The following is a 24,462-nucleotide window of genomic DNA, read 5'->3' as shown; positions in this document are numbered from 1 at the left end:
AGGTCGCGCTCTTCGCCGCGGCCATCCAAGGCTGTCTCCTTCATCGGTTTACAAGATTATGCGCCACTATCCAGATTCAATGTCGAAATCCCGCGAGATGTTCGAACGGGCCCGCAAGGTCATGCCGGGAGGGAACACCCGGACAACGGTCTTCATCGACCCGTTTCCGATCTATGCCCAGCGCGGCGAGGGCTGCCGCGTCTGGGACGTCGATGGAAACGTCTACTACGACTGCATCAACAATTTCACGGCCATGATCCATGGCTACGGCCATCCCGCCGTCACGGCGGCGGTGGTGGACCAGATGCCCCGGGGATCGGCTTTCGGAGCGCCCACCGAGAGCGAACTTGATCTTGCTGAACTGTTGGTGGAGCGCCTCCCGTCGGTCGAGCAGGTTCGCTTCGCCAACTCCGGCACGGAAGGCGTCATGATGGCGATCAAGGCGGCTCGGGCGTTCACTGAGCGGCCGAAGATCGTCAAGATCGAAGGTGCCTACCATGGCTCCTACGACTTCGCGGAAGTCAGCCTGGACAGCTCGCCCGCCAACTGGGGCGACATGCCTGCCTCGACGGCATACGCGAAAGGCACGCCGAAGGGAGTTCTCGACGACGTCATCGCGGTGCCGTTCAACGATACGGAGGCGCTGCGTGCCGTCTTCGACGCGCATGGAGACTCGATAGCGGGTGTTCTGATCGACCCGATGCCGAACCGCGCCGGACTTATTCCCGCGCGGAAGGATTATCTCGACGCGATGGTCGAGATCGCTCATGCCGCCGGCTCGCTGGTGATCTTCGACGAGGTGATCTCGCTCCGCCTTGGCTATTCGGGGGCGCAGGGCCTGTGGAGCATCACGCCCGATCTGACGGCTCTCGGCAAGATCATCGGCGGAGGGTTCCCGGTCGGCGCCGTCGGCGGCCGCGCCGACGTGATGGCGGTGTTCGATCCAACGCGAGGCAAGCCTGCATTGCCGCATGGCGGCACCTTCACCGCGAACCCGGTGACGATGCGAGCCGGTCTGGCGGCGATGCGCGCGTTGACCCCGGCCAGCTTCGCGCATCTGGACGCTATCGGCAGCCTGCTTCGCGACGGCATCACGGCCTCGCTTGCTCGCCACGGCCTCAACGGGCAGTGCGTCGGTCTCGGCTCGCTCTTCAAAGTCCATTTCACGGCGTTGCCGATCACGGACTATCGGTCGGTCTATCCGGGTGCGTCCGAACGCACGAAGCTCGACCTGTTCCACAAGGGTCTGCTCGACCGCGGCGTGCTTTCGGCGAGTTACGGACTCTTCGCGCTTTCCACCTCGATGACCGAGGAAGACGCACGCGAAATCCTTTCCGCAATCGACGGCGCCCTCGCAGCAATCGCGGCGAAGCAATGACGTAGCGCGTCCGGCGCCGGATCCATCCGGCACGGGACGACGCAGCAACAGATGGAAGTCACATGACAGCTTCTCCTCACGTCGTCGTCATCGGTGCAGGCACCCTCGGCATGTGCTCTGCGCACGCGCTCGCGGAACAGGGCGCTCGCGTCACCGTCATCGACGCACAATCCATTGCGTCAGGATCCAGCGGCCGCTCGGTCGGCGTCGTTGGCACACAGCTGACGGATTCGTTCGAGATCCAGCTGCGCATGCAATCCGTGCAGCGCATCCGTCGATGGCAGGAGCGCCTCGGTCTCGGCTTCAACCCTATCGGCTATCTGCGTCTGGCGCGCACCTCCGAGCAGATGGAACTGTTCGCCCGCTCGGTGGAGATCCAGCGCGATGCCGGCTTCAGGTCCAGGGTCTACCAGGCGAACGAGCTCCAGCAGCTCGTGCCGCACTTGAGTTCAGATGGGCTCGAAGGCGGCATCTTCGGGCCGGACGACGGCTTCCTCGATCCCCACGAAATGTGCACGTTGCTGGCGCAAGAGGTGAAGAAGCTCGGCTCCGAGGTTTTCCAGTTCCGCAAGCTGCTTGGTGTCGCGCGGACATCCGGTGGCTATCGGTTGGACACCAGCAAGGGTCCGATCGGCTGCGACTTCGTCGTGAACGCGGCAGGCGCCTGGGCGCCACGCGTTGCCGAGATGCTTGGACAGACGCTTCACATCCACCCCGAGCGCCACGAGGCGCTGACAATCCACCTGGACGCGCCGCTCCCCTACACAATGCCGATGGTCATGGATCTGGTGAACGGGCAGGGCACCGGACTCAACTTTCGGCACGAGAAAGCGAGCGAGCTCATCGCCGAGATACACAAGGTAAGTTCGCCCTCGCCCGAGGATCCGGACAATTACAACGAGCAGTGCGAGGAAGGGTCCAAGGTCATGCTGGCCGAGATGCTGATCGAGCGCGTGCCTGATCTGCCGGGCGCCCGGCTCGGCCGGGGCTGGGCAGGCCTCTACCCTGTCACCGCCGACCACCGTCCCCATGTCGGACCAGTCGATCAGTCCGAGCCCGGTCTGATCACCGCGGCCGGTGCGGGCGGCTACGGGATCCAGCTCGCGCCGGTGATAGGCCTGATCGTCGCGGACTGGGTGCTCAAGGGCTCTCCCGCATCGATCCCAGGCACCGAGAGTCTCGCTCCAACTCCGGAAAGAAACGTCCCCGCCGTACATACTGCGGCGGCTTGACCAGTAGGACACCGGCGTTAGCGCAAGGACAAAGAAGCCATGCCCGAGGCAGAAAACATCGTCCGCATCAAGAACATCAACGTGATCTATGGCGGCCATCACGCCGTGAAAAACGTCTCGCTCGACATTACGCGCGGCGAGGTCGTGGCGATCGTCGGACCCAGCGGCGCGGGGAAGAGCACGCTGCTGCGTGCGATCAACATGCTCGAACAGCCGTCATCCGGTACCCTCGAAGTGGGCGCCATCCGGTTTTCGGTCGACCGCAATCTGTCCGCCGGAGAGCTGTTGAGGCTCCGACGTTCCACCGGGATGGTTTTCCAGTCCTTCAACCTGTTTCCGCACATGACCGTGCAGCGCAACATTTCGCTGCCGCAGATGCGGGTTCTGGGGCGCACCAGGGAGCAGGCGGACGCGCGCACCGCCCAATTGCTCGAACGCGTACACCTTACGGACAAGGCGCACTCCTACCCGGCGCGCCTGTCGGGTGGCCAGCAGCAGCGTATCGCGATCGCACGCGCCCTGGCTCTTGACCCCAAGGTGATGCTCTTCGACGAACCCACGAGCGCCCTGGATCCCGAACTCGGGCTTGAGGTGTTGGCCGTGATGCGCGAGCTCGCCCAGGAAGGCATGACAATGATCATCGTCACGCACGAGATCGCCTTTGCCGCAGACGTCGCCGACCGCGTGATCGTCATGGCCAATGGAGAGATCATCGAGCAGGGTCCGCCTGATGCCGTGATCCGCAACCCGTCGTCGCCGCGCACGCGGCAGTTCTTCCGTGCCGTGGTCGATCGCAGATGATCGACCTGCTGGTTTCACTGCTCAGAGGCGTTCCGGCCACGCTGCTGGTGACCTTCGGCGCTTTCGCAGTCGGGGCCATCGCAGCCGTGCCGCTGGTGCTGATGCGACGTTCCCGGTGGCTCCTTCTAAGCATGCCGGCGCGCATATACATCGACGTTGTCCGGGGAATCCCGCCGATCGTCTGGCTGTTCATTATCTTCTTCGGATTGGGCAGCGGAGTGATCGTTCTCAGTTCCTATCAGGCTGCCATCCTGGGTATGGGGCTGGTATCAACGGCCTATCTCGCTGAAATCTACAGGGGTGGCTTCCTGGCCCTCTCGAAGGGCCAGCGGGAGGCGTCCACGGCGCTCGGTATGACGCGCCTGGATACGCTGCGCTACATCCTGGCGCCGCAGGTCCTGCGCGTCTCGGTTCCGCCCATGGCGACCTTTCTTGTCAGCCTGCTCAAAGACACGACCGTGGCCTCCACGATCGGTGTCCGCGACGTGATGATGTACGCATCGCAGCAGGCCCAAGGCGGAGGCGGCAGCTTCATGCCGTTCATTTTCGCTGCGCTTCTCTACATCGCGCTGTCGATACCCATTGTCGTGTTGGCACGCGCCGTGGACGAGCGGCTGCGCTCAAGAGGGCAAGCGAAATGAGCGAGATGCTGGCCAACTGGCTGGACTGGTCCCCCCAGCTTTTCCAAGGAGTTCTTGTCAGTCTCCAGTTGGCGGGCCTGGCGCTGCTGTTCGGATTGCCTATCGGTCTCGTTCTTGCGCTTGCCTCCTCCTCTGGAAACAGGCTCGTCCGCTATTTCGCGGTGGTACTGGTCGAGATCGGGCGCGGCGCGCCTGCACTCGTCGTCCTGCAGATGGTCTACTATGGATTGCCTGCTTCGGGGATGACCGTAAGTGCCTTCACCTCTGGCGTGATTGCGTTGGCGCTAACGACAGGCGCCTACACCAGCGAGATCCTTCGGGCCGGTCTGAACGCGGTTCCGCATTGTGAGATCGAGGCGGGCTTGGCGCTCGGCATGACCCGCCGGGACATCCTGCGCTTCGTGGTGGTCCCCCAGGGAATCCTGTTCGCAATACCCGCGCTGATGGGCTTTGCCATTCTCATCTTCCAGGCGACGGCCCTTACATACACGATCGCCATCCCCGAACTTCTGGCGCGCGCCTATCGCGTGGGTGCGGCCACCTACCTCTACCTCGATGTCCTGATCCTGGCGGGCCTGTTCTACCTCGCCATCACCGTCCCGTTCGGGTGGCTGGTCTCGTACACCGAACGTAGGCTGGGCAGCCATCTCGGCTGACCTGCAATCAAAAACCATCAATGTCAGAGGAGAGCAAAGTGAAAAATTGGAGTAAGATCATCTCGGCCGCAGCCATTGCCACGGCCTTGGGTGCCAGCGTCGCGTCCGCACAGGATTGCAAGCCGCAGCATGCTTTCGAAACCGTGTCGGCGGGCAAACTCACCGTCGCGCTCACCAACACCGCTCCGTATTCGCTCGAAAAAGACGGCGGCATCGCGGGTATCGACGGCGATCTCGTGAAGCGTTTTGCCAAGGAGAACTGCCTGGAGATCGCTTATGAGATATTCACATATCCAGGCGCGGTTTCCGCAGTTCAGTCGCGGCGCGCGGACATCGCGCTTGGCGGCTTCTATCGTACCGCCGCCCGCGCGAAGGTCGTCGCTCTGTCCACGCCGGTCTATCTCGACCAACTGTCCGTCACCTCGACCAACGGCATTGATACCGTCGACGGTCTGCTGGGCAAGAAGGTCGGCACCGTGGAAGGATATCTGTGGGTCCAGGACATGGAGAAGCTCTACGAAGGCTCCAAGACCTATCCGTCGTCGCTGAACCTCGCTCAGGACCTTCATGCCGGTCGTATTGAGGCGGCGCTCGACGGCTTCGGCTCCGCTGTCATTCAGAACGAAGGGCAGAACTACAAGGTGCATGTCCTGAAGCCGGATCCGCGCATCGATGCGACCATGAACCCGTCGCAGACCGCCTTCCTGCTGGACAAGAGCAATGAGGGCTTCGTTAAGGCGGTTGACGCTTCGCTCGATGTCTACCGGAAGAACGGGGCTATCGCCGAAGCGCTCAAGGCTTACGGGCTGGATCCGTCGGCCGCAGATGTCGGTGAAGCCCGCGTCATCGAGTAAGCCGCTGGTATGAAGGGCCGCCCTGCCTGCCCCGCTTCTAGGAAGAAAACCGGGTGCGGGGGGCGGCCTGTACGTTTGCCGCGCGGCTGCGATCCGCGAGCAGAATTCCGTAGTGCACCCCGAGTCTGAGACACGAAAAGGGTAACAGTCCTTCACTAAGGAGAGCTGATGAGGAAAGGAGACCCGTGGTGCAGTACAGCGCACCACAGATCCCTCCGGTCACATAAGGTTACAGCGAGGAACGGTACCGGTTCAGGCTCGTTAGCCCTGCATCCAATCCAATCATGGAGAAAAACGATGCAGGATATTTCCGGCAAGCGCGTCGCCATCCTTGCGACGAATGGTTTTGAACAGTCCGAGCTTGAGGTACCGCTGAACAAGCTGCGCCAGGCCGGCGCCGAGGTCGAAATCGTGTCGCTCGAAAGCGGCAAGATCAAGGGCTGGGACCACAAGGATTGGGGCCGCGAAGTTCCGGTCGACAAGACCTTGGACGAGGCCCGCGCCGATGCCTACGATGCGATCGTTCTGCCCGGCGGCGTCATCAATCCCGACCTCTTGCGGGTCGAGCGCAAGGCGCTGGATTTCATCAGTTCGTTCTGGTCGGCCAACAAGGTCGTCGGCGCGATCTGCCATGCGCCCTGGCTTCTGGTCGAGACCGGGATCATCAAAGCCCGCCGCGTCACATCCTACAAGTCGATCAAGACCGACGTGATCAATGCCGGCGGCCTGTGGCAAGACAGCGAGGTCGTCACCGACCAGGGGCTGGTCACCAGTCGCAATCCCGGCGATCTCGAGGCCTTCTGCGACAAGCTCACGGAGGAGATCAGGGAAGGGCGGCACGACAGGCGGGCCGCGGCTTAGCACCGAACCTTGTTCCCCAGCCGCGCCGCGAAGGATCTCGGCGTGGGTTGTTCAGGCGCTCTTCGCCCCCTCCGCCTTGCGCAGCGACGCCTGATGCACCAGCGACGTCCAGCTGTTGGTCGAAGCAAGGTGGCAGTAGAGCAGGCTGAGCGCGCCTGACTTTCTCAGGTCGAGGAAGGCCTCGTCGCTCAATCTGTTGAAGGCAGCCTCGTCTATCACCTGGAAATCGGTGAGGTTCAGCACCTCGCCTCCTTCCAGCGTCACCTTGCTCTGGCGCGGCGCGAACAGGGCATGCGCGTCGATCTTGTCGACCATCTCGCGGGTCGCCCTGAAGTCGATCTGGAACTGGTTGCAGAAGGCGAGCGCCTGCTTCGTCGCCTCGGTCGCCTCGTTGCCGCTGAAGAACGGCAGCACCTTGTCGTCGCGGAACGGCGCCAGCAGCTGGTCGATGACGCGCTCGCTCGCCCGGTCGACGCACAGCGTCAGCCGGCCGGGCTGCTTGGGATCGTCGGCGAGAATGAAGGGATAGCGGCGGACATAGGCGGGGATGTAGTGCGGCCCGGCCCAGTTGCCGTCGGCGTCGACGAACAGGTTCTCGTCCTGGCGCAGGCCGGTGATGATGACGGGCGCCTTGGCGGCGCCGATGAAAACGATTGGGTAGGAGCGCATCGCCGCCGGCATTTCCGAGGCCACCACAGGGATGGCATGCGCCGAGCGGGCGAAGGAGAAATCGCTGCGCGCCGTCAGGCCGAGCGAGCCGTGCCGCGCCGGATTGAGCGCCTCGGGCCTGGAATAGAACAGCGGCAAGGTCTCGCCCGCCGTTTCCGTCTTCGCACCGCTGTCAGCCATGTGTCCGTTTTCCTCCTCGCGCCGGCCAACCAGGCCGGCCCGTCCAGCATTGAATTCCCAAAGCGGGGTCTGTTCTTGTCGCGCCGGCCTTGCTTCGAAGCAATCCTGCGCAGGGACAAAGTACTACAGCGTCGCCGGCGCGCATAAAAGGACACGCGCTGCTGTATTTTGGCGTTTGCGCCCTAATCGCCTTGCGGGACGCCCGCAACCATGCCGGCCCTGGAGCGGTTCACCATTTCGCGGAAACGGCGAGCCGCGCTATCTCTTTGTTTTTGCGCAATTCCCCAGGGAAAGCGCTGCGCGCTTTCCCGGGAAGACCGTACACACTTTTCCTGGAATGGCTCTATGGACAGCTTGCCGCGAAGCGGCGACAGTGGCCTCGCATGGCAAAATCCGGGAGCCGTAGCGGTCTTGCGTCCGGAAATTGCGAGGATATGAGGAACCGGAGCGGGTCTGCCCTTGGCCGCCCGCTCAGCAAGCGCTTTGAGGCGGGGTGGCATGGCGTCGGCATCGGATTTCGAACAGGCGGTCGGACAGGCATTCACCGTCGAGGCCGGCGGCAGGCAGATCGCGCTCGAATTGAGCGCGGTCAACCGCATCGCCTCCAGCCCGCGCCCGGGCGGCGGTTTCTCGCTGCTGTTCAAGGGTCCGCGCGAAACCGCGCTGCCGCAGGCGACTTACCGCTTCGCCGGCAGTGGCGCGACCCACGATATCTTCATCGTGCCCGTGGCCGCCGACGCTACGGGGCGGCTGTATGAGGCGGTGTTCAATTAGAGTTTGGAAGCAGGCGTGAGCGCAGCAGCGGTGCGATTTGTGAGACGCTGGCGCGAAGGATCGATACCGAACAAGCACCGCCGAATTGTGCGACGACCGGAACAGGATTCTCGGCCCGGGAATGACGAAGCGGATGGCGTCCCCGTTCACCCACTGTCTGCGCCACCCCGCGGCGGCGCGCATGCCATGAGATCGTAGACACCCTTGTCCTCGACCGCTGCGAAGCCGAGCTCGAGATAGAGCCGCCTGGCCGGATTGTTCTTCTCGACATGGATCGAGGCCGATTTGCCCGATGACCATGCCTCGTCGATGAGGTCGCGCAGCAGTGCGGCGCCGTGGCCCTTGCGGCGATGGGCCGGCAGCAAGGCGATGTCGATGATGCGGTGCTGGCTCGGCCAGCGCTCGATGTAGAGGCGGCCTATGGGCTGTCCGGCCCGCTCCACCACCAGCCAGTCGGCCTCGGGATAATGCTTGCGGTAATGCGCGTGCTGCGCCTGGAACTGCATGTCGAGGAAGGCGGCCTTCTGCGCCTCGCTCCAGTCCGTCACGGCGAGCTCTTCCATGCGCGTCGAAGAGTAGAGCCGCGCCAGGAACGGCATGTCGGCCTCCGCGGCGGCGCGGAAAGCGAGGCCGGCCTGCCGCGACCGCGGCCAGGTCGGGAGCCGCTGCGCCTGTTTCGCTTCTGTCATGCTGCCTGACGTCACACCGGCGGCGTCAGGTCGCGCACCACGGCAATCTGCTTGAGGTTGCTGGTGGCCAGCGCCGTCCAGGTCCACTCCCATTCCGAACTGTCCATGGCCATCTGATTGATGGTCCACAGACCATTCGTGCCGTCGTTCTGGATCATCATCGAGAACAAGGCAAGACGGCCATCGGCATTGTAGTCGAGCGACAGGCGGGTGTTGGCGCCGGAGGCGTTGAAATCGCGCCATCCCGACCAGTTCTGGGTGGCGGCGTCGTATTGGGCGTTGAAGGAGTGAGCATGCTGCTGGTCGGAGGCGACCAGCATGATGTCGCCGTCGCCCTGGATGCCGGCGCAGAGCGTATATTTGGGAACCCTGCTGTAGCCGGGCGTCGCCCAGGCCGTCCAGGTGTCGGAGCCGGCCGGCAATTGCTTGGTGTGCAGGACCTGGCCCTGCTGCGTCATGGCAAACAGATTGGTGCCGCCCAGCGGACCGATGATAGGTGCCATTTCCGTGAAGGGGTAGCCGGCGTCGATCTGCACCCATGGCGTCCAGTCGGCGACCGTCAGCGCCTGGGCCTTGGCCTGCTGGCAGCGATAGAGATGGAGGGCGGAGTTGATGCCGAACAGCGCTATGCGGCCGTCTGCCTGGCGCAGCGCGGTGATCGCCACAAGCTGGCCGGTCAGCTGAATCCAGGCGCTCCACGGCTGGGCAGGCGGCCTGAGCTCGTCGACGGTGACGACGATCGGTGTCGTCGTGCCGGGCGGCGTGATGGTCTTCTGCACCTGCACGATCACATCCGGGTTCTGGTAGATCCACCAGACGCGGCCCAGATTGTCGGTGAGGAAGATCTCGATGCGGCCATCGGCATCGCGCGCCATGGAAAGCTTCTGGTAGCTGAAGGCGCCGGGCGGCGCGCCGATGCCGACCGGCGCGGTCCACTTGTCGATCGGGCCGATCTGGTTGGCGTCCTCGGTGATGAAGGACAGGCTGGTGGTGCCCGAAGGCTGCGCGACCACGGCGACGCGACCATCCTTGGTGAGACCCGCGGTCATGATCACCCAGGCGCCGGGCGCGATGACAGACCAGGCCGACGGCCATGGTCCGTTCGGCGATGTCTGTGCCTTCTGGATCAATTGTCCCTTGGCCGAATCGATGCCGACGACCATCAGCCGCGACAATTCGAAAAACGTCGCGCCGGCGGGCATGTGCTGGTAGGCCGGCGCAGTACCGGGTCGCCGCGAGCGAGCGCTCTCGCGGGCCTTGGAGGCGGTCCTTGGCACTGCTGCCGGCGTCTTGGCCGTGGGGGCCTTCGATTTTGGTTCTGCTGTCTTGGCCATGATATTGGTCCTGCCCTGTTGGCGGGGAATTTAGCCTCTCGGCGGGAAGACGCCTTGCAGCGCGATGCAGAAGTAGCAGGTGAGATAAGGCATCAAATTGTTGTGCGGCTGGTCACCGCCGGCGGGGGCGAGTGCCTGATCCGCAAGGCCTGTTAGCGCAGGTATTGGCGTGCCCGGAACATATGGAGTGCCGGCGGATGCACGCGCAAAGTAGTTGCCGACCGGGTTCGTTCTATTCGCAACCGCGCCTTGCGCGACAAGAGGGTGATTGTGGGCCGGCATCTCTGACTCTAGCAGTTGCACGGTCTCCGAGCCGCCAGTCTCGCCGAGATAGTGCAACGAAAGACCCGGGCCTTGGCCGGGATGCATCGGCGCTCCACCTTGTAAATCCGGCAAGGCAAAGTTGGACTGGCCGTTGCCGCCATAGGTGGTGCCGAGTAGCGAGAACAGCGCTGTGTTCTGAGACAGCGGCAGCAACTGCCCGTCACACCACGCCCAACCGTTGGGTGCGAAATTGAACGGAAAGATGCGGATTTCGGCGACGAAAGGATCGGCCATGACAGTCTCTCTTCAAGTTGGCGACGGAAATATGCCGAACAGCGAGATGATGAAATTGACGCAGAGATAAGGCTGGTAATTTGAGTGCGGCTGGGCCAGGCCGATGAGGCTAGTCGACGAAGCCCCCATCGCGACGGAAGGAGCGGCATTCGAATAGAGACTGATTGCCGAAGATTCCGCAGCTAGGTGACCGCCCGGATTAGGATCGTTGCCGAGCGTATTTGACGCGAGCATCGGATGCGAATGCGCGGGGATCTGCTGGATCGACAATGCTACCTCTTCGATGCCCCCGTTGCCGGCAAGAAAAAAACCGTTGCCTTGATTGAGCGGCAGGCGACCGCGTAGATCTGGCAGTGCAAAGGTCGATTGGCCGTCACCGCCATAGGTGGTGCCGATTAGCTGGAACAGAGTTTCGTTCTCGGAGATCGGCAGCAGCTGACCCTGGCAGAACATCCAGCCAGCCGGCTGGAAATTGCCGGCAAACATCCTGACTTCACCAACATAAGGTTGTGCCATGATTGCTTGTCCTCAGTTCTGCGACGGGAAAATGCCTTGCAGGGCGATACAGAAATTCAACGCAAGGTAGGGCTGCATGTTGGTATGCGCCTGGCTTCCGCCAATATTGCCTACGGTCCCCAGGCCCATTGCCGCGAGATTCGTCGGTGCAGCATAAGGGTTGGCGGGTGCTGCCTTGCCGAGGTACGAGCCAGACGGAATCGGCTGCGTGCCATCGACTGCAGAGCCGCTTGCGACATGTGTGTGCTCGGGTAGTTCCTGAATGCTCAATATATGGTTCTGTTCACCGCCTCGTTCGCCTAGAACGTGACCGGCTCCGACATGGATCGGAATACGTCCGCGATAATCAGGCAGCGCAAAATTTACTCTGCCGTCACCGCCAAACGTCGTTCCCAGCAGAGAGAAAAGTGCTTGGTTTTGGTTGATCGGCAGAAGCTGACCGCTGCATGACGCCCAGCCCTTCGGCGCGAAATCGAACGAGAACAGCCTGATTTCCGAAAGAAATGGTTCCGCCATGCTTCTTCCCGCTTGCCTGATTTTCAGAGAGTATCGCAACACGACGCGTCGTGCGGATATCCGGCAAAGCTGATTGCGCTGCACTTACCGCAGAATAATCACGCCTGGCCTTATCTTCATTGCGGTATCCTCGATGCACATCACGCCTTTGCCCGACGCTTACTTCAACAATACTTCACATTCGAAAAACATCAAGCAGAATACCGGCATGAGATAAAGTTTAGCGCTGCCACAATCCGTTACGGCGGCGTGTTGATCGGACCGATAATTAGGTTCACCGTCGGATCTGCATACATGAGACCGGTATTGTGACTCTGCAATTCGGCCGTTGCGTCGACACTACCCGGCGAGTTGTCCACCAACTGAGCTACTGAAGCAGTTCCGACGTTCACAAAGACAAGCTGAGCTCCATTTCCGTCGAACGTCGGATAGTCATAGGATCCTGTCGCAGGAACAGTATTGCCCCGGACGTCCGCGCGCACTCGAGCCGGGCTGCCCTGATCGTCCGCGCGGATGAAGATGGCTGCCAGGGGGAACGTCGAGGCTGGAGCATCAGTCTGCACGATGTTGTTCGTGACCGTCACATCGTTGAGCGACGTGAGGCCAAGCCCGGTGGTTGTGGCGCCTCGATAGTCCAGGGAAATACCTGCTGAACCACTGGTCTGGCCGACTTGGCGGATCGTGTTGTTGTTGACGAGCAGGGTCGAGTCGGTCTGGCCCTGGATAAGGACGCTGATGCCCGGGCCTTGCGTCGAACCAGACCCCGCGGAAGCGGCGTTGCCGATAGTGTTACCTTGGATCGTTCCGACAATCGAGCCGCCAGTCGATATCGCCGACGAGAACACATTGATCGCCTGAAGCTGGCTGCCGGTCATATTGTTGTTGAGTATCTTGAACGTCGCACTGGCGCTGCTGCCGACGGCAAACGAGGTCTGGATACCATTGTTGGCGAACGTATTTCCCGAAACGACGAAGCTCGAAATGCCAGAACTGTCGTTGGCGTTCACGTCCAGTGCCCGATAACCGGAGGTGGGGCTATCCCTATTGTTGGCGAAAGTCGACCCGCTGATGTTGACCGAACTGACCACGGCTGAGCCCGCCAGTTCGAATTCGAAGGAGTTCGCGGCGTTTGCGCCGGTGAGATTGCTGAATGTGCTTCCCGTCACCGTCAGCGAATTCAGCGTACCCGACGACTGATAGACGTAGACGTTGCTGTGGGCATTGCCGGTGACCACGCTGTTGGTGATGCTGTTGGTGCCGAAAATGCCTGCAAGATCGTCCGACGGACCCGGCGCGCCCACTTTCTCGCCCACCTGGATGCCTTCGTCGGTCGTGCTGTTGCCATTGTTGGTGACATTGGCCCGATTGAGCGCGAAGTTCGTGACATTGGTCAGATATAGCCCGTCGTCGCCGCTGTTTTGGACATTCATGTAGCCAAGGCTTACGTTGGCCGTCGATATCAACCTGATACCGGTTCCTGTCGAGCTCTGGATTGTTCCACCCGAGCCATTGTTCGCACCGCCGCCGTCGCCCGTCACCGTCAACCCGCCGCTGGCACCGGTGTTGTTGAGCACGATGCCGTTGGCGGCGCCGTTAGCCGAAATGCTCCGGAATGTGAGACCGCTCGCGCCGATCGTCGTGTTGGCGACGTTGAGCGCGGTGCCGGTACCGGATGTGATCGTGTTTGGATTGGCGCCGGTTGTCACTGTCACCGTGCCGCCGCCCGTGGCGCCGAAGCCGGTGCCGCTGGTGCTGGTGATCGCCAGTCCGCCATTGGTGAAGTTGATCGTCGCGCCGGTGTTGTCGGTCAGGTTGACGCCGGCCGCGCTGCCCGACGTGATCGACTTGGAGGCACCGGAGAAGGCGATGGTGCCGGCGGCGTTGTCGTCCAGCAGGATGCCTGTCTGACCCGCCACGTTATGCGAGATGTTGCCCGAAAGCGTGATAGCCTGCGCGCCCACGGCGCGATCCTGGATATCGATCCCCTCGCCCGAAGCGCTGGTGATGGTACCGGCATAGGTGAGACCCGCGGTGCCGCCGCTGTTGACGGTGCCGAGGCCATCGCCGATGCGGATTACCGCGCCGTTGACGCCCGCCACGGCGCCGCCGACCAGAGAGCCGCCGCCGAGGCTGACCGTGCCAGTGCCGGTGACCGTATTCATGACAACGGCGCTGGTGCCGCCGACGCCTTTTGTAGTCGTGGCGAAATTCAGGCCGGCGGCGGCTACGATGACGGTGTCGAGATTGACCGCTACACCGCTCGTCGTGGTGATGGAGTTCCCAGCGCCCGTCACCGTCACCGTGCCGCCGCCCGAGGCGCCGATGCCGATGCCGCTCGTGGTGGTGATCGCCAGGCCGCCATTGGTGAAGTTGATGGTCGCGCCGGCGTTGCTGGTCAGGAGCACGGCGGCGTTGGCGCCGGTCGAGAGCGTTTTCGACGCGCCGCCGAAATTGATCGTGCCGCCGGAGTTGCTGAGCGCGACGATGCCCAGTCCGCCATCGTTTCGGGTGATGGAGCTGGCGTTGTCGAAATTGACCGAGCCACCAGCCATGCCGCGAATGTTGGCGACGTTGCCGCCAGGGTTGGTGATGTCGACATTGTTGAGATTGATCGTGGCGCTCACGTCGTCGTTGGTAAACGTACCCTGATCGCCGTCGACGGCGAACGCATGGTTCGTCAGCGCGCCGGCAACCGTGTCGATAGCGACGTTGTTGAACGTATAAGTGCCGGTCGCGTTGTTCGCCACATCGCCAAGGATGGTGATGCCGGTCGTCCCGGTCAGGCTGGCATTGTTGACGGTGACGTTACCCGCCGCGCCGTCTACCACGATGCCGGTGCCGCTGGTGTCGTTGAGCCCATTCGCCAGGGCGGTGGTGAAGTTCACCGCGCCGCCGGTGGTGTCGGCGACGACGATTAGGCGCTGGCCGCCGGTACCTTGTGTGATCGTGCCGGCATAGGTAACGGTCGCGTTACCGCCATCGACGCTGAACGCGGTTCCGTTCGGGCTGGTGATCGAGGTGCCGACGCCGAAGCCGAACGTGCCGTCGGAATCGTTGAGGATGTCGACGCTGGCATTGCCGCCATTCAGTGTCGTCGTGCCGTTGAAATTGTAGATGCCGTCGGCATTGTCGAATTGCAGGCCGGTGCCGTTGGTTGCCGACAGCGTGCCCGTCTGGAAGGTGATCGTTCCCGCGGTGTGGCCGGCGATGGCGACCAGCGCGGCATTGCCGGCCTGGGTGATGTTGCCGCTATAGGTGATGTTCGCCGCGCTTGCGTCGACGTTGAAGGCCGTGCTGTTCGGGTTGGTGATCGAGGTGCCGGTGCCGAAGTTGAACGTGCCGCCCGAATTGTTGACGATATCGATGCCGGCGTCGCCGCCATTCAACGTCGTCGTGCCGTTGAAATTGTAGGTGCCGTCGGCATTGTCGAACTGCAGGCCGGTGCCGTTGGTTGCCGACAGCGTGCCCGAGAAGGTCAGCGTGCCCGTATGGCCTGCTGAAACCGACACCAGGGCGGCGTTGCCCGCCTGGGTGATGTTGCCGCCATAGGTGGTGCTTACGGTGCCGCCGCCGACGCTGAATGCCGTGCCACCGCCGCCGCTCAGCGTGCCGGTGCCGAGGCCGGCGGTGCCGGTGACATGGGTCAGGACGACACCGCCGCCGCCGGACGACGTCGAGTCGAGCGCGACGTCGAGGGCGGCATTGGTGAGATCGATCGCCTTGTAGCTGGTGGAATTCACCGTTTCGCTGCCGGCGGTGGCGATGATGTTGATCGTCCCGCCGGGGCCGGTAATGCCGGCGCCGGTGGTGGTGTCGATTGTCAGCCCGCCGTTGAAGCTGGTCGTGCCGCCGCCCTGGAACAGGCCGGCCCCGCTGGTCGTATCGATGTCGGCGAGCCCGCCGACGTTGAGCGTGCCGCTCTCCCAGCCGATGCCGCCGCCCGTCGAAGCCGTGTTGTTCACCGTCACCGTGTTGAAATTGAAGGTGCCGGTGGGATTGCTGGCGTTCGAACTGATGCCGGCACCCGTCGTGCCGGTGACGGTGGTCGCGCCCGTGACCGTGAACGTGCCGGCGACGCCGTCGAAGATGATGCCGCTGGCGCCGCCGCTGGCGTTGACGCTGTTTACGATCATGCTGACGGTCAGCGGATCGAGATTGAACGCCACGCCGTTGATGGTGTCGACGGTGCCGCCGCTGCTGTTCAGCGCAAAGGTTGTGGCCGGGGGGCCCTTGGTGTCGACGAGGACGCCAGTGCCGCCATCATTGAACGTGGTGAACGTGCCGAGATCGAGCGTGCCGCTGGTGCTGGTGAAGGCAAGGCCGTTGCCCTGGACGCGCGCGCCTGATGTGCCGACGTCGAGCGTGCCGGCGCTGACCGTGCCGCCGGCGCCAGTGGAGTCGAACGTGACATTGTCGAAGGCAATGCCGCCGCCGGTGCCGCCGAGCACCGTGTTGCCGGCGAAGGAGCGGGTGGCGATCGAATTGTCCGTCGCGCTGATGTTCTGGCCGGCGAAGGACGCGGCCAGCGCAGATCCCGTCGATCGCAGCGTATTGCCGTCGATCGAAAGCAGCAGCGTGTTGGCCGCCGCACCGGTCGTGGAGAAGTCGAGCGCCCTGCCGCCGGCTGATATGTCATTGTTGCGGAGGAAGAAACTCGACGCGGCCGACGCATCGACGGCAACACCGGCGCCGGTGCCGGTGTTGCGGATGATGAGATTCTCGATGCCGCCGGTGATCGGGCTGGTACCACTGGTCGCCAGGGTGATCACCGACCCGGCAGTGTTGCTCTGCAGGATCGGCCGCAGCGTGTCGATGCCGGCCGGTGCGGCGATGATCGGCGAATTCTGCACCGTGGTGAAGTGGAATGCCGCCGACGCGCCGCTGCTGGTGTCGACACCGAGCTGCGAGACATCGATGGCCGTATCGTTTTGCCCGAAGGCGAGCAACACCTGCCCGTCATCGAGCTGGAACGACGTGCCGCTCAGGTCGATCGTTTCCTGGCTACCGGTGCCGTTCTTGTCGATCAGCACGATGACATTGGCCGTGGACGCCTGGGCGTTGGCATAGGTGCCTGGATTGACGAAGCTGCCGTCGCCGCCGCCGGTGGCGTCGGTGGTGACGTAGTAGACCTTGTAAGCGGACAGATTCGACGTGTCGCCGGTGAAGGTGACGTCGTTGAAATTGTAGTCGCCATTGGTCGGCAGGGTGTCGATGGCATGGATGGCCTGGCCGCCGGTGGTCGCGATCGTCGATTCGGCCAGGCCAGCGCCGTCGCCGAACACCAGCCTGGCGTTGGTGGCGCTGGAGAACTGGACGCCATAGCCGACATTTTCGATTTTCGAGGTCTGGCCCGCCGGATTGTTGTTGGCAGTGTCGCCGAGCTGGATCGTGCCGGTGCCGGTCGTGCCGGCCATGTCGATGCCGATAATGCCGGCGAAGCTGCCGCCGTCGACGTCGAAATCGCCGGCCTTGATGTTGCTCGTGCCGAGCGCAGCGCCGTTGAGGTCGAAGCCGACCGCATTGGCTGCATTGAGCCCGATGTTCAGGCTGTCGAAGCCCAAGGTCGAGCCGAGCGTGCCGGATATGTCGACACCGCGCGAGGTGATGTTCTGCAGGTCGACCGCGCCGAGATCGATGGCGCCGCCGACTATATTGTTGAGCGAAACGCCGGTCGCCGCGCCATTGACCGAAACGGAATCGAAAATAACGCCGCCCGCGCCGACCGATGCGCCGTCGAGATCGAGCGCGGTTCCAGTCGTTGTCGTGATGGTGTTGCCGGTGCCGGAGATGCTGATCGTGCCGCCGGAGCCCGCGCCAAAACCCGCTCCTGCCGTCGTCGTTATGTCAAGGCCGCCATTGCCGAAGCCGATCGTGGCGTTCGGGTTGCCGATCAGGCTGACGCCGTCCGTCGCGCCCGAGCTGATCTGCTTGGTCGCGCCCGAGAAGGTCACGGTCGCCGCCGTGCCGTTGTCGATGCCGGCAACGACGATATTGCCGCCGGCGCCCGCAAGGCCATCGGTCAGGTTGCCCGACAGCGTCACAGAACCGCCGGTCAGTTCCTGGACCGAGACCGCCGCGCCGGTGCCGTTGCTGACGATGGCGCCCGCGTAGGATATGTTCGCGTTGCCGCCGCTCGCATTGGTGCCCGAGCCGACATTGAAGGCCGTGCCCAAACCGGTGTTGGTCAGCGTGCCGGTGCCGAAATTGAACGTGCCGCTGAGGTTCTGCAGGTCGATGCCGCTGCCGGAACCGAACGACGCGCTGGTCGAGGCGAAATCGATATTGCCGGCGATGCCGTCGAGGGCCACCGCCTGCGCGTTGGTGGCATTGACCGTACCCGTCAGGACATTGACCGTGCCGACGCCGCTGGCGCTGAACGCCGTCGCGCCGTTCGTGGAAATGTCCACATCCGTGAAGTTGATGGTGCCGGCGTTGTTGGTGAGCGAGACGCCGTTGCCGCCAACAGTCACCTTGTCGGTGAAATTGATCAGACCGCCGCCGTGATTGGCGATCGAGATGCCGCCGCCGGTCAGCGTGCCGGCCGGCCCGCTGTTGGGCAAGATGCCGCGCGTCACGGTGATGTTGCCGGCGCCGCCGTCGACGTCGAGCAGCGTGCCGGCGACGTTGACGTTGTTGTTGGTGATCGACAAATTGCTGTCGAGGCCGGCGACCTTGAACGCCGTCTGGCCGGCGCCGACATTGCCGACCGTGACGCCTTCGATGACGATGCCGCCGGCATTGTTGAAGCTGCCCGCGCTCTGGTCGATGGTGAAGACCGAGCCGCTGCCGCCGGTGAAGTCGAAGGCGGTGTTGCGCACTTGGTTGCTGCCGAGCAGATGCAGGGTATCGCTGCCCGTGCTCTTGACTACGCCCTCGTCGCCGGTGACGTCGCCGCCGGTGGCGCCGAGATTGCCCTGCACGTTCACCGGCTGGATGGTGCCGGTCGTGGTGATGGCGTTGCCGTTGCCGAAGCCGGTGATCGATTGGCCGGAATCGAGCGTGAACGGCGTGCCGCTGAGGTCGACCGTGCCGACGAAGGCGAAGGTCTGGGTGCCGGTCTTCAGATCGGCATCGGCAACCGAGATGGTATTGACTGACGTACTGAGCCCAAATGAGCCGGCGGCGATGACGCCGCCATTTTGCGACACCATGAACACCCCGCCGACGGCGCTGGCCAGATTCGCGCTGCCGGTGAAGAGCACGTCATCGAAATCATAATTGCCGAGCGCGGCGAGACCGACGGTGTTGACGGTGAAATTGCCCGCCGCCGCGGTGATCGTCGAATTGCGGCCGTTGGCGTCGGCGAATTCGCCGTCGCCGAAGGTGAAGCTGGCGTTGGCGCTGGTCGCCGCCGTCTGGCCGGACGACAGATCGACGCCGATGCCGGCGCCTGAGATCGACGATCCGGTCAGGAAGGTGATGGTGCGGTTGCCCGTGGTCGAGGTCAGGTCGATGCCGCGCGAGCTCGCGGCGTCGTTTCCGGTGATCGTCGTCAGCCCGAAATCGGCGGTCGTGGCCGAGCCGGAGAAGTCGATGGCGGTCTGGCTGGCGCCCGCGCCGAGGCCGCTGACGGTGGTCGTGCCGAAGCTGACGTCGTTGTTGGTGCCGGAGAAATCGATGCCGGTAGTGCTGGTCGCGCCCAGCGTCACATTGGTCGTGCCGAAGGTGGCGCTGCCGGCCGCATTCGAGATGGACAGCGCGGCGCCGGTCGTGCCGGTGATCGACAGCGTGCCGCTGACCTCGAATGTCGAGTCGGCGCCAAGGCTGGTGATCGACGCGCCGCCGCCGCCGGTCGCCGTGAGCGGACCCGTGAAGCGGATCGCGGTGTCGGTGGGAGCGGTTATCTCCCCGATATCGAAGAGGCCGCCGGTGCCGGTCGAAGTGATGGCGCCGCCGAATGTGATCAGGCCGCCGGTGGTGCCGTCGATCCTGACGGCTTTTGCCGCGCTACTCTGGCTAATCGTGCCGTCATAGGTGACGTCGGCCGACGAACTGCCGATAACGATCGCGCTGGCGCCGGTATTGGCGATGGAGCTGGCCGCCCCGAAGGTCAGGCTTCCGCTCGAGCCGTTGAGGATCACGATGCCGAGGCCGCTGCCGCCTGATATGTCGAGATCGGCGAAATTGGCGGTGCCGCCGAAATTATTGACCAGCAGCGCGATATTGCTGCCGCCGGCGATCGTCGTGGTGCCGGTGAAGTCGACCGTCGCGGATGTGTTGGCCAGCACGACGCCGGTCGGCACCGACCCCTGGATGGTCAGATCGTTGACAGTGATCGCGCCCGACGCGCTGCCGAGGTAAAGCCCGATGGTCCCGCCCACGATCGTCACGCCAGTGCTGGTGAGGCCGTTGATCGACGCCGTGCCGTCGATCGCCAGGAACGAGCTGTTGACGCTGAGGTTGGAGACGGTGTTGCCGCTGGCGAGGTCGATGGTGTTGCCGCCGCCGTTGTTCAGCGTCGCGCCACCGAAGCCGAACGGATCGGCCTGTGTCGCGCCGGTGACGACCGCCGTGCCGGTGACATTGGCCGGCGGGCCGCCCAGGCTGATGGTGGCGCCGTTGGCGAAGGAGACCAGCGACTGGCCGCTGGCCAGCGTGAAGCCGTTGGCATCGGTGTCGGTGGTCTGCACGGCCGCGGTCTTGACCAGCACGAAGGTCGTGTTGGCATTGGTGGTCAGATCGTCGGCCGCGGCGGCATCGATCAGGTTGGCGACGCTTGAGCCGTCGCCCGTTCCGGTGCTGCTCGAACCGACGAAGACGACGTTGGCTGCATCGAACAGCTGCGGTCCAACCAGATGCGTGCCGTTGAAGGCATAGGTGCCGCTGCCGGGCAGCAGGCCGCGCATGTCGAGCGAGGCGATGACGCCGGTGATCGATGCGCCGCCGGCCGCACCGAACGAGAACGCCGTGCTGGCGGTGGTTCCGGCCAGGCCGTTGGTGCCCATCTGGACGCCGGTGTCGACACCGGTGATGACGCCGCTGCCGATGGTCACCGAGCCGCCATTGGTGCCGGACAGGTCGACGCCGATCGAGGAGCCGCCGGAACTGCCGCTGATGTCGAGCGTGGCGGCGGTGAAGGTCGACGTGCTGCCCGAGAGGTCGAGCGCGGTGGAGCAATTGCACAGGCCGGTGATGTCGATGTCGTCGAAGCTGATGACGCCGTTGCTGCCGACGACGTCGATGCCGCTTCCGAGCGGCTGGTCGATGGTGACGGCGCCGCCGAACGAAACGGCGCCGGTGTTGTTTTCCAGCCAGACGCCCTCGCCGGGGCCGGTCATGCTCACCGGGCCACTGAAGGTGAGCGTGCCGGTGTTGTCGGTGGCGAGGATGCCCTCGCTGCCGATATGGGTCAGAATGACCGGCCCGCCGAAGGTGACCGCGCCGCCGGAATTCTGGACGTCGATGCCGATGCCGCCGGGGGCGGTGATGTCCGAAATATCGACGGCTCCGAACATGAAATCGGCGGTGCTGTCGAAGATCCCGAGGCCGCCGACGAAGGTGTTGCTGATCGTCGTTGCGCCGGAAACGGCGAAATTTCCCGATACGCCTGCCAACGTCGCGCCGAACAGGCCACCGTCCTGCGTCAGGCTGGCCAGCTTGACGTCGAGATTAGCGCCAAGCAAGGCGACGCCGGCCGCGCCATTGCCGGAGATCGTGCCGTCGGTGGTGCTGAACGTGCCGGTGGTGGAGAGGACGTTGACGCCGAAGCCGGAATTGTCGGAGGCGTTCAGCGTCTGGAATGCATATGTTCCGTCGCCGCCGACGAACAGGCCATTGCCGGCATTGTTCGACAGTGTCGTCGTGCCGGTGAAGGCATAACTGCCGTCGCCGTCGATATGCAGGCCCTCGCTGGCGTTGCTCGTCGAGGTCACATTGTTGGCCGCGACATTGCTGGCGCCTTCGAACAGCAGCCCGTCCAGGCCGGCGCCGCTGACATTCATGCCGCTTATCGTCACGCCGGTGACATTGTTGCCGTGGATGCCGTTGCCGCCGCCCGGATTGGCGTTCGAGACGTTGAAGTCGAGCAGCGCGCTGTTGTTGGCCAGCGTGACAGTGTCCGCGCCGGCCGAACTGGTGAGCGTCGCCGCGCCCGCGCCGTCCGAGATGGCGCTGGTGTGCGCGATGTTGTCGCCCGTTACGTTAACCGGGATGCCGCCGAGCGAGAATGTGCGGCCGTTGCCGAAGGAAGCCAGCGTCTGTCCGGCGCTCAGCGAGAACCCGTCGGTGTCGTCGATGGCGCCGCGGTTGACCAGCACGAAGATCGCGGTGCCGTCGATGTTGGCATCGGCGGTGGCAATCGAGGCAAGGTCGAGCAGCGAGGATCCGGTGCCCGAGCCGGTCGCCGCCGCGCCGACGAAGATGACATTCTGCTGGTCGAACAGTTGCGGGCCGCTGAAGGTGGTCGAACCGAAGGCGTAGTGGCCGAGCGTCTGGTTAAGGCCGCGCGCGTCGAGCGAGGCGGTGCTGCCGGCAATGGAACCGCCGCCGAAGGAGAATTCGGCATTGGCCGAGTTCAGCAGCGAGCCGGAAATGCCGAAGCGCACGCCGGTGTCGACGCCTGCTATCGCACCGCCATCGGTGATGACGATCGTTGCCCCGCCCGAGGTCGGCGAGGTGAGGTCGATGCCGATCGAGCCGGCCGCACCCGTGCCGGCGATGTTGAGCGACTGTGCGGTGAAGTTCGTATGGCTGCCGGAGAAGTCGAGGCCAGTGCCGACGCCGAGGCCCGAGATGACGATGTCGCCTGCCACCACCGCCGCGTTGACGCCGGTAAACGAGATGCCGTCGCCGGCGGGAGCGCTGATGTCGATATCGCCGAAGCGGATCGCCGCCGGTGAGTTGGAAATGGCGATCGCCGGTCCGGTGGTGTCCGAAATGGTCGTGGCGCCGATGACGGCGAAACTGCCCGCCACGTGATCGAGCACGACGCCCGACGGACCGCCGGTCTGGTCGATCGAATCCAGCACCACATGCGCCGTGATCGGATCGATGAAGACGCCGACGCCGCCATTGCCCGACACGGTGCCGCCGGTTGTGGCGAAGCTGCCTGATGTCGAGGTGCCCTGAACGGTTATGCCACGGTCGGCATTGTCCTTCGCGCTAAGCGTCGCGAATGTATAGGTGCCATGGCCGGTGGCATCCAGCCCGTCGTCGCCATTGCCCTGGAGCAGCGTCGTGCCGGCGAAATTGTAGGTGCCGTCGCCTTCGATGTGCAGGCCGTCGAGGCCGTTGCCGGTCGCGGTGAAATTGGAACCGGTGATGCCGGTCGAGGTGCCGGTGAAGGCGGCGCCATTGCCGCCGGCGCCTGTCACCGTGACATTGGTCAGCGTGGCGCCGGTGATGTTGTTGGCGAAGATGCCGTCAGCGCCGCCGGTGATGGTGATGCCGTTCAGCGTGTCGCCATTGCCGAGCGCGATCACGTTGCTAGCGACGTTGGTGCCCTGGATGGTGCCGTCGCTGCCGCCCAGATTGAAGGTGCCGGTGCCGCCGCCGAACAGCTTCGCGGTGACGCTTTGGCCGCCGCCGATGACGGTCTGGCCGTCTGCGAGCGTCGTGCCAGTGGTGGTGATGTTGCCGTTGCCGCCCAGCGCCACCACGAAACCGCTGGCGCCTGCCTTGGCCACAGCGTCGTCCAGCGTCGTCGGATCGGCCAGCGTGCCGGCGCCGGCCAGGCCGCCATCGGCGTAGTAGAACTTTCCGAAGGCGGCATTGGTGGCGGCGTTTATGGCGACGCGCGTCGTCGAGCCGCCGGGCAGTTCCTGGCTCTGGATCCTGACGCCGATGTCGCCGCGCACCCGCTCGTTGACGCGCTTGCGCAGGCCTTCGCTGATCGGATAGACCGGCTCCGGCCCGCTGTCCGCGCCGCCTTGGCCGGGATTGAACGGGATGCTCAGCCGCACGCTGCCGGCGAACTGGGTGTCGTCGCGATTGTCGTTGCGCACCTCGCCGGTGAAGGTCAGCGCCGTTCCGGTGCCGAAGACATCGCCGATCTCATATTCGATGCCGGCCTTGACCCCGGTTACGCCGCTGTCGTCGCCATGCGGATCCTCGAAGTGGTAACCGCCTATGTCGAGCCGCAGCGAATGCTTGTCGGGAAGGTTGAGCGGCACCCGCGCGCCGATCTCGCCCTCGATGCCCCAGGCCGCGTAGTCGCGATGGTCGAGCACCGAAATCTGCTCGATCAACTGGTTCGAGACCATCGACAGGGTCGAGGAGACCGAATGGTCCGTCGTGTCGCCCTTGATCGGCACGAAGACGTTCACATGCGCGTCGAAATGCGGGGTGATGGCCTCGGCGCCGAGCGTGGCTGACGTGAACTGGTTGGAGTTGTAGTTCTCGACGTTGAGATAGGCGTAGCCGCCGAGCATCAGGTCGGGATTGACGATGCGGCGAATGCCCAGGCCGACATCCTGGCCGAACGCGTCCTTGAAATCGTGCTTAGCCCTGACATCCAGGAACAGCACCGATTCGGCGGTCTGCTTGATCGGGATGAAGCCTTCGAGCGCGGCGTTGCCGCCATTGTTGTCGGCGCCAATGATGGCGCGTATCTGCGGCTGCCAGAGGGCGTCGTCGCCATAGGCGGCCACGCCTGACAACGCCAGCGCCAGCGTCGAAAGCGCCGTCGTCTTCCAGAGATGCCTTGCAAAACGCGAGCGACCATAGGCCACGCGCGCGCGGAAATCCTCCCCGCGCGCCGCCATCTCCCCAACCTGCCGAGACGTCTCGGTAGTTCCCATCCCTGGCCGCCCTTTGGGGACTGCTCGCCCCCGCACCAATTCTTGCGCGAATTCCATTGTATAGCG

Annotated in this window: 15 protein-coding genes; 8 read left to right on the top strand and 7 right to left on the bottom strand. The window is 64.0% G+C overall.

Annotated elements, in window-relative coordinates; all coding sequences use genetic code 11:
* The first annotated feature begins 79 nt into the window (after positions 1-79).
* From FJ951_RS06800 to FJ951_RS06770, 7 genes are all read left to right on the top strand, one after another.
* Positions 80-1,378, top strand: a complete 1,299-nt coding sequence (locus FJ951_RS06800) for an aspartate aminotransferase family protein (protein WP_224618152.1) — start codon at positions 80-82, stop codon at positions 1,376-1,378.
* Positions 1,379-1,440: 62 nt separating this feature from the next.
* Complete coding sequence (locus FJ951_RS06795) at positions 1,441-2,610, top strand: FAD-binding oxidoreductase (protein ID WP_140514070.1); 1,170 nt, start codon at positions 1,441-1,443, stop codon at positions 2,608-2,610.
* A gap of 39 nt (positions 2,611-2,649) precedes the next feature.
* Positions 2,650-3,411, top strand: a complete 762-nt coding sequence (locus FJ951_RS06790; protein WP_263483292.1) for an amino acid ABC transporter ATP-binding protein — start codon at positions 2,650-2,652, stop codon at positions 3,409-3,411.
* Positions 3,408-4,052 carry an amino acid ABC transporter permease gene (locus FJ951_RS06785; protein WP_140514069.1) on the top strand — a complete coding sequence of 215 codons (645 nt, stop codon included), beginning with the start codon at positions 3,408-3,410 and terminating at the stop codon, positions 4,050-4,052. Before FJ951_RS06790 ends, FJ951_RS06785 begins: the two co-directional genes overlap by 4 nt.
* Positions 4,049-4,708 (top strand): amino acid ABC transporter permease, encoded by a 660-nt coding sequence (locus tag FJ951_RS06780; protein WP_140492032.1) that lies wholly within the window; start codon positions 4,049-4,051, stop codon positions 4,706-4,708. The genes FJ951_RS06785 and FJ951_RS06780 overlap by 4 nt, the downstream gene beginning before the upstream one ends.
* 20 nt (positions 4,709-4,728) lie before the next feature.
* Positions 4,729-5,562, top strand: a complete 834-nt coding sequence (locus FJ951_RS06775) for a transporter substrate-binding domain-containing protein (RefSeq protein ID WP_140514068.1) — start codon at positions 4,729-4,731, stop codon at positions 5,560-5,562.
* 297 nt (positions 5,563-5,859) lie between these two features.
* Positions 5,860-6,423 carry a type 1 glutamine amidotransferase domain-containing protein gene (locus tag FJ951_RS06770; RefSeq protein ID WP_140514067.1) on the top strand — a complete coding sequence of 188 codons (564 nt, stop codon included), beginning with the start codon at positions 5,860-5,862 and terminating at the stop codon, positions 6,421-6,423.
* A 51-nt stretch (positions 6,424-6,474) separates the two neighbouring features.
* On the opposite strand, the gene FJ951_RS06765 is transcribed toward FJ951_RS06770, so the two are convergent.
* Positions 6,475-7,272 (bottom strand): SapC family protein, encoded by a 798-nt coding sequence (locus FJ951_RS06765; RefSeq protein ID WP_140514066.1) that lies wholly within the window; start codon positions 7,270-7,272, stop codon positions 6,475-6,477.
* 498 nt (positions 7,273-7,770) lie between these two features.
* Here FJ951_RS06765 and FJ951_RS06760 point away from each other — a divergent pair, with 498 nt between their 5' ends.
* Positions 7,771-8,046 carry a hypothetical protein gene (locus FJ951_RS06760; protein ID WP_140492044.1) on the top strand — a complete coding sequence of 92 codons (276 nt, stop codon included), beginning with the start codon at positions 7,771-7,773 and terminating at the stop codon, positions 8,044-8,046.
* A 146-nt stretch (positions 8,047-8,192) separates the two neighbouring features.
* On the opposite strand, the gene FJ951_RS06755 is transcribed toward FJ951_RS06760, so the two are convergent.
* The 6 genes from FJ951_RS06755 to FJ951_RS06730 form a co-directional block, all read right to left on the bottom strand.
* Positions 8,193-8,735 (bottom strand): GNAT family N-acetyltransferase, encoded by a 543-nt coding sequence (locus FJ951_RS06755; protein WP_181168545.1) that lies wholly within the window; start codon positions 8,733-8,735, stop codon positions 8,193-8,195.
* An 11-nt stretch (positions 8,736-8,746) separates the two neighbouring features.
* Entirely contained in the window at positions 8,747-10,069 is a 1,323-nt protein-coding gene (locus tag FJ951_RS06750; RefSeq protein ID WP_140514064.1) for a hypothetical protein, read from the bottom strand.
* A 30-nt stretch (positions 10,070-10,099) separates the two neighbouring features.
* Positions 10,100-10,627 carry a tail fiber protein gene (locus FJ951_RS06745; protein WP_140514063.1) on the bottom strand — a complete coding sequence of 176 codons (528 nt, stop codon included), beginning with the start codon at positions 10,625-10,627 and terminating at the stop codon, positions 10,100-10,102.
* 12 nt (positions 10,628-10,639) lie between these two features.
* A complete protein-coding gene (locus FJ951_RS06740; RefSeq protein WP_140514062.1) occupies positions 10,640-11,143 on the bottom strand; it encodes a tail fiber protein in 504 nt (167 codons plus the stop codon).
* 12 nt (positions 11,144-11,155) lie between these two features.
* Positions 11,156-11,659 carry a tail fiber protein gene (locus tag FJ951_RS06735; RefSeq protein WP_140514061.1) on the bottom strand — a complete coding sequence of 168 codons (504 nt, stop codon included), beginning with the start codon at positions 11,657-11,659 and terminating at the stop codon, positions 11,156-11,158.
* 239 nt (positions 11,660-11,898) lie between these two features.
* The gene (locus FJ951_RS06730; RefSeq protein ID WP_140514060.1) at positions 11,899-24,360 is read right to left on the bottom strand and encodes an S-layer family protein; all 12,462 of its coding nucleotides are present in this window, start codon (positions 24,358-24,360) and stop codon (positions 11,899-11,901) included.
* Between the last annotated feature and the right edge of the window lie 102 nt (positions 24,361-24,462).

The sequence above is a fragment of the Mesorhizobium sp. B2-2-3 genome, assembly GCF_006442405.1.
In the GTDB taxonomy this organism is placed as follows: Bacteria; Pseudomonadota; Alphaproteobacteria; order Rhizobiales; family Rhizobiaceae; genus Mesorhizobium.
Note: the sequence above shows the minus strand (reverse complement) of the source record. Positions and strands in the feature narration are given on the sequence as shown.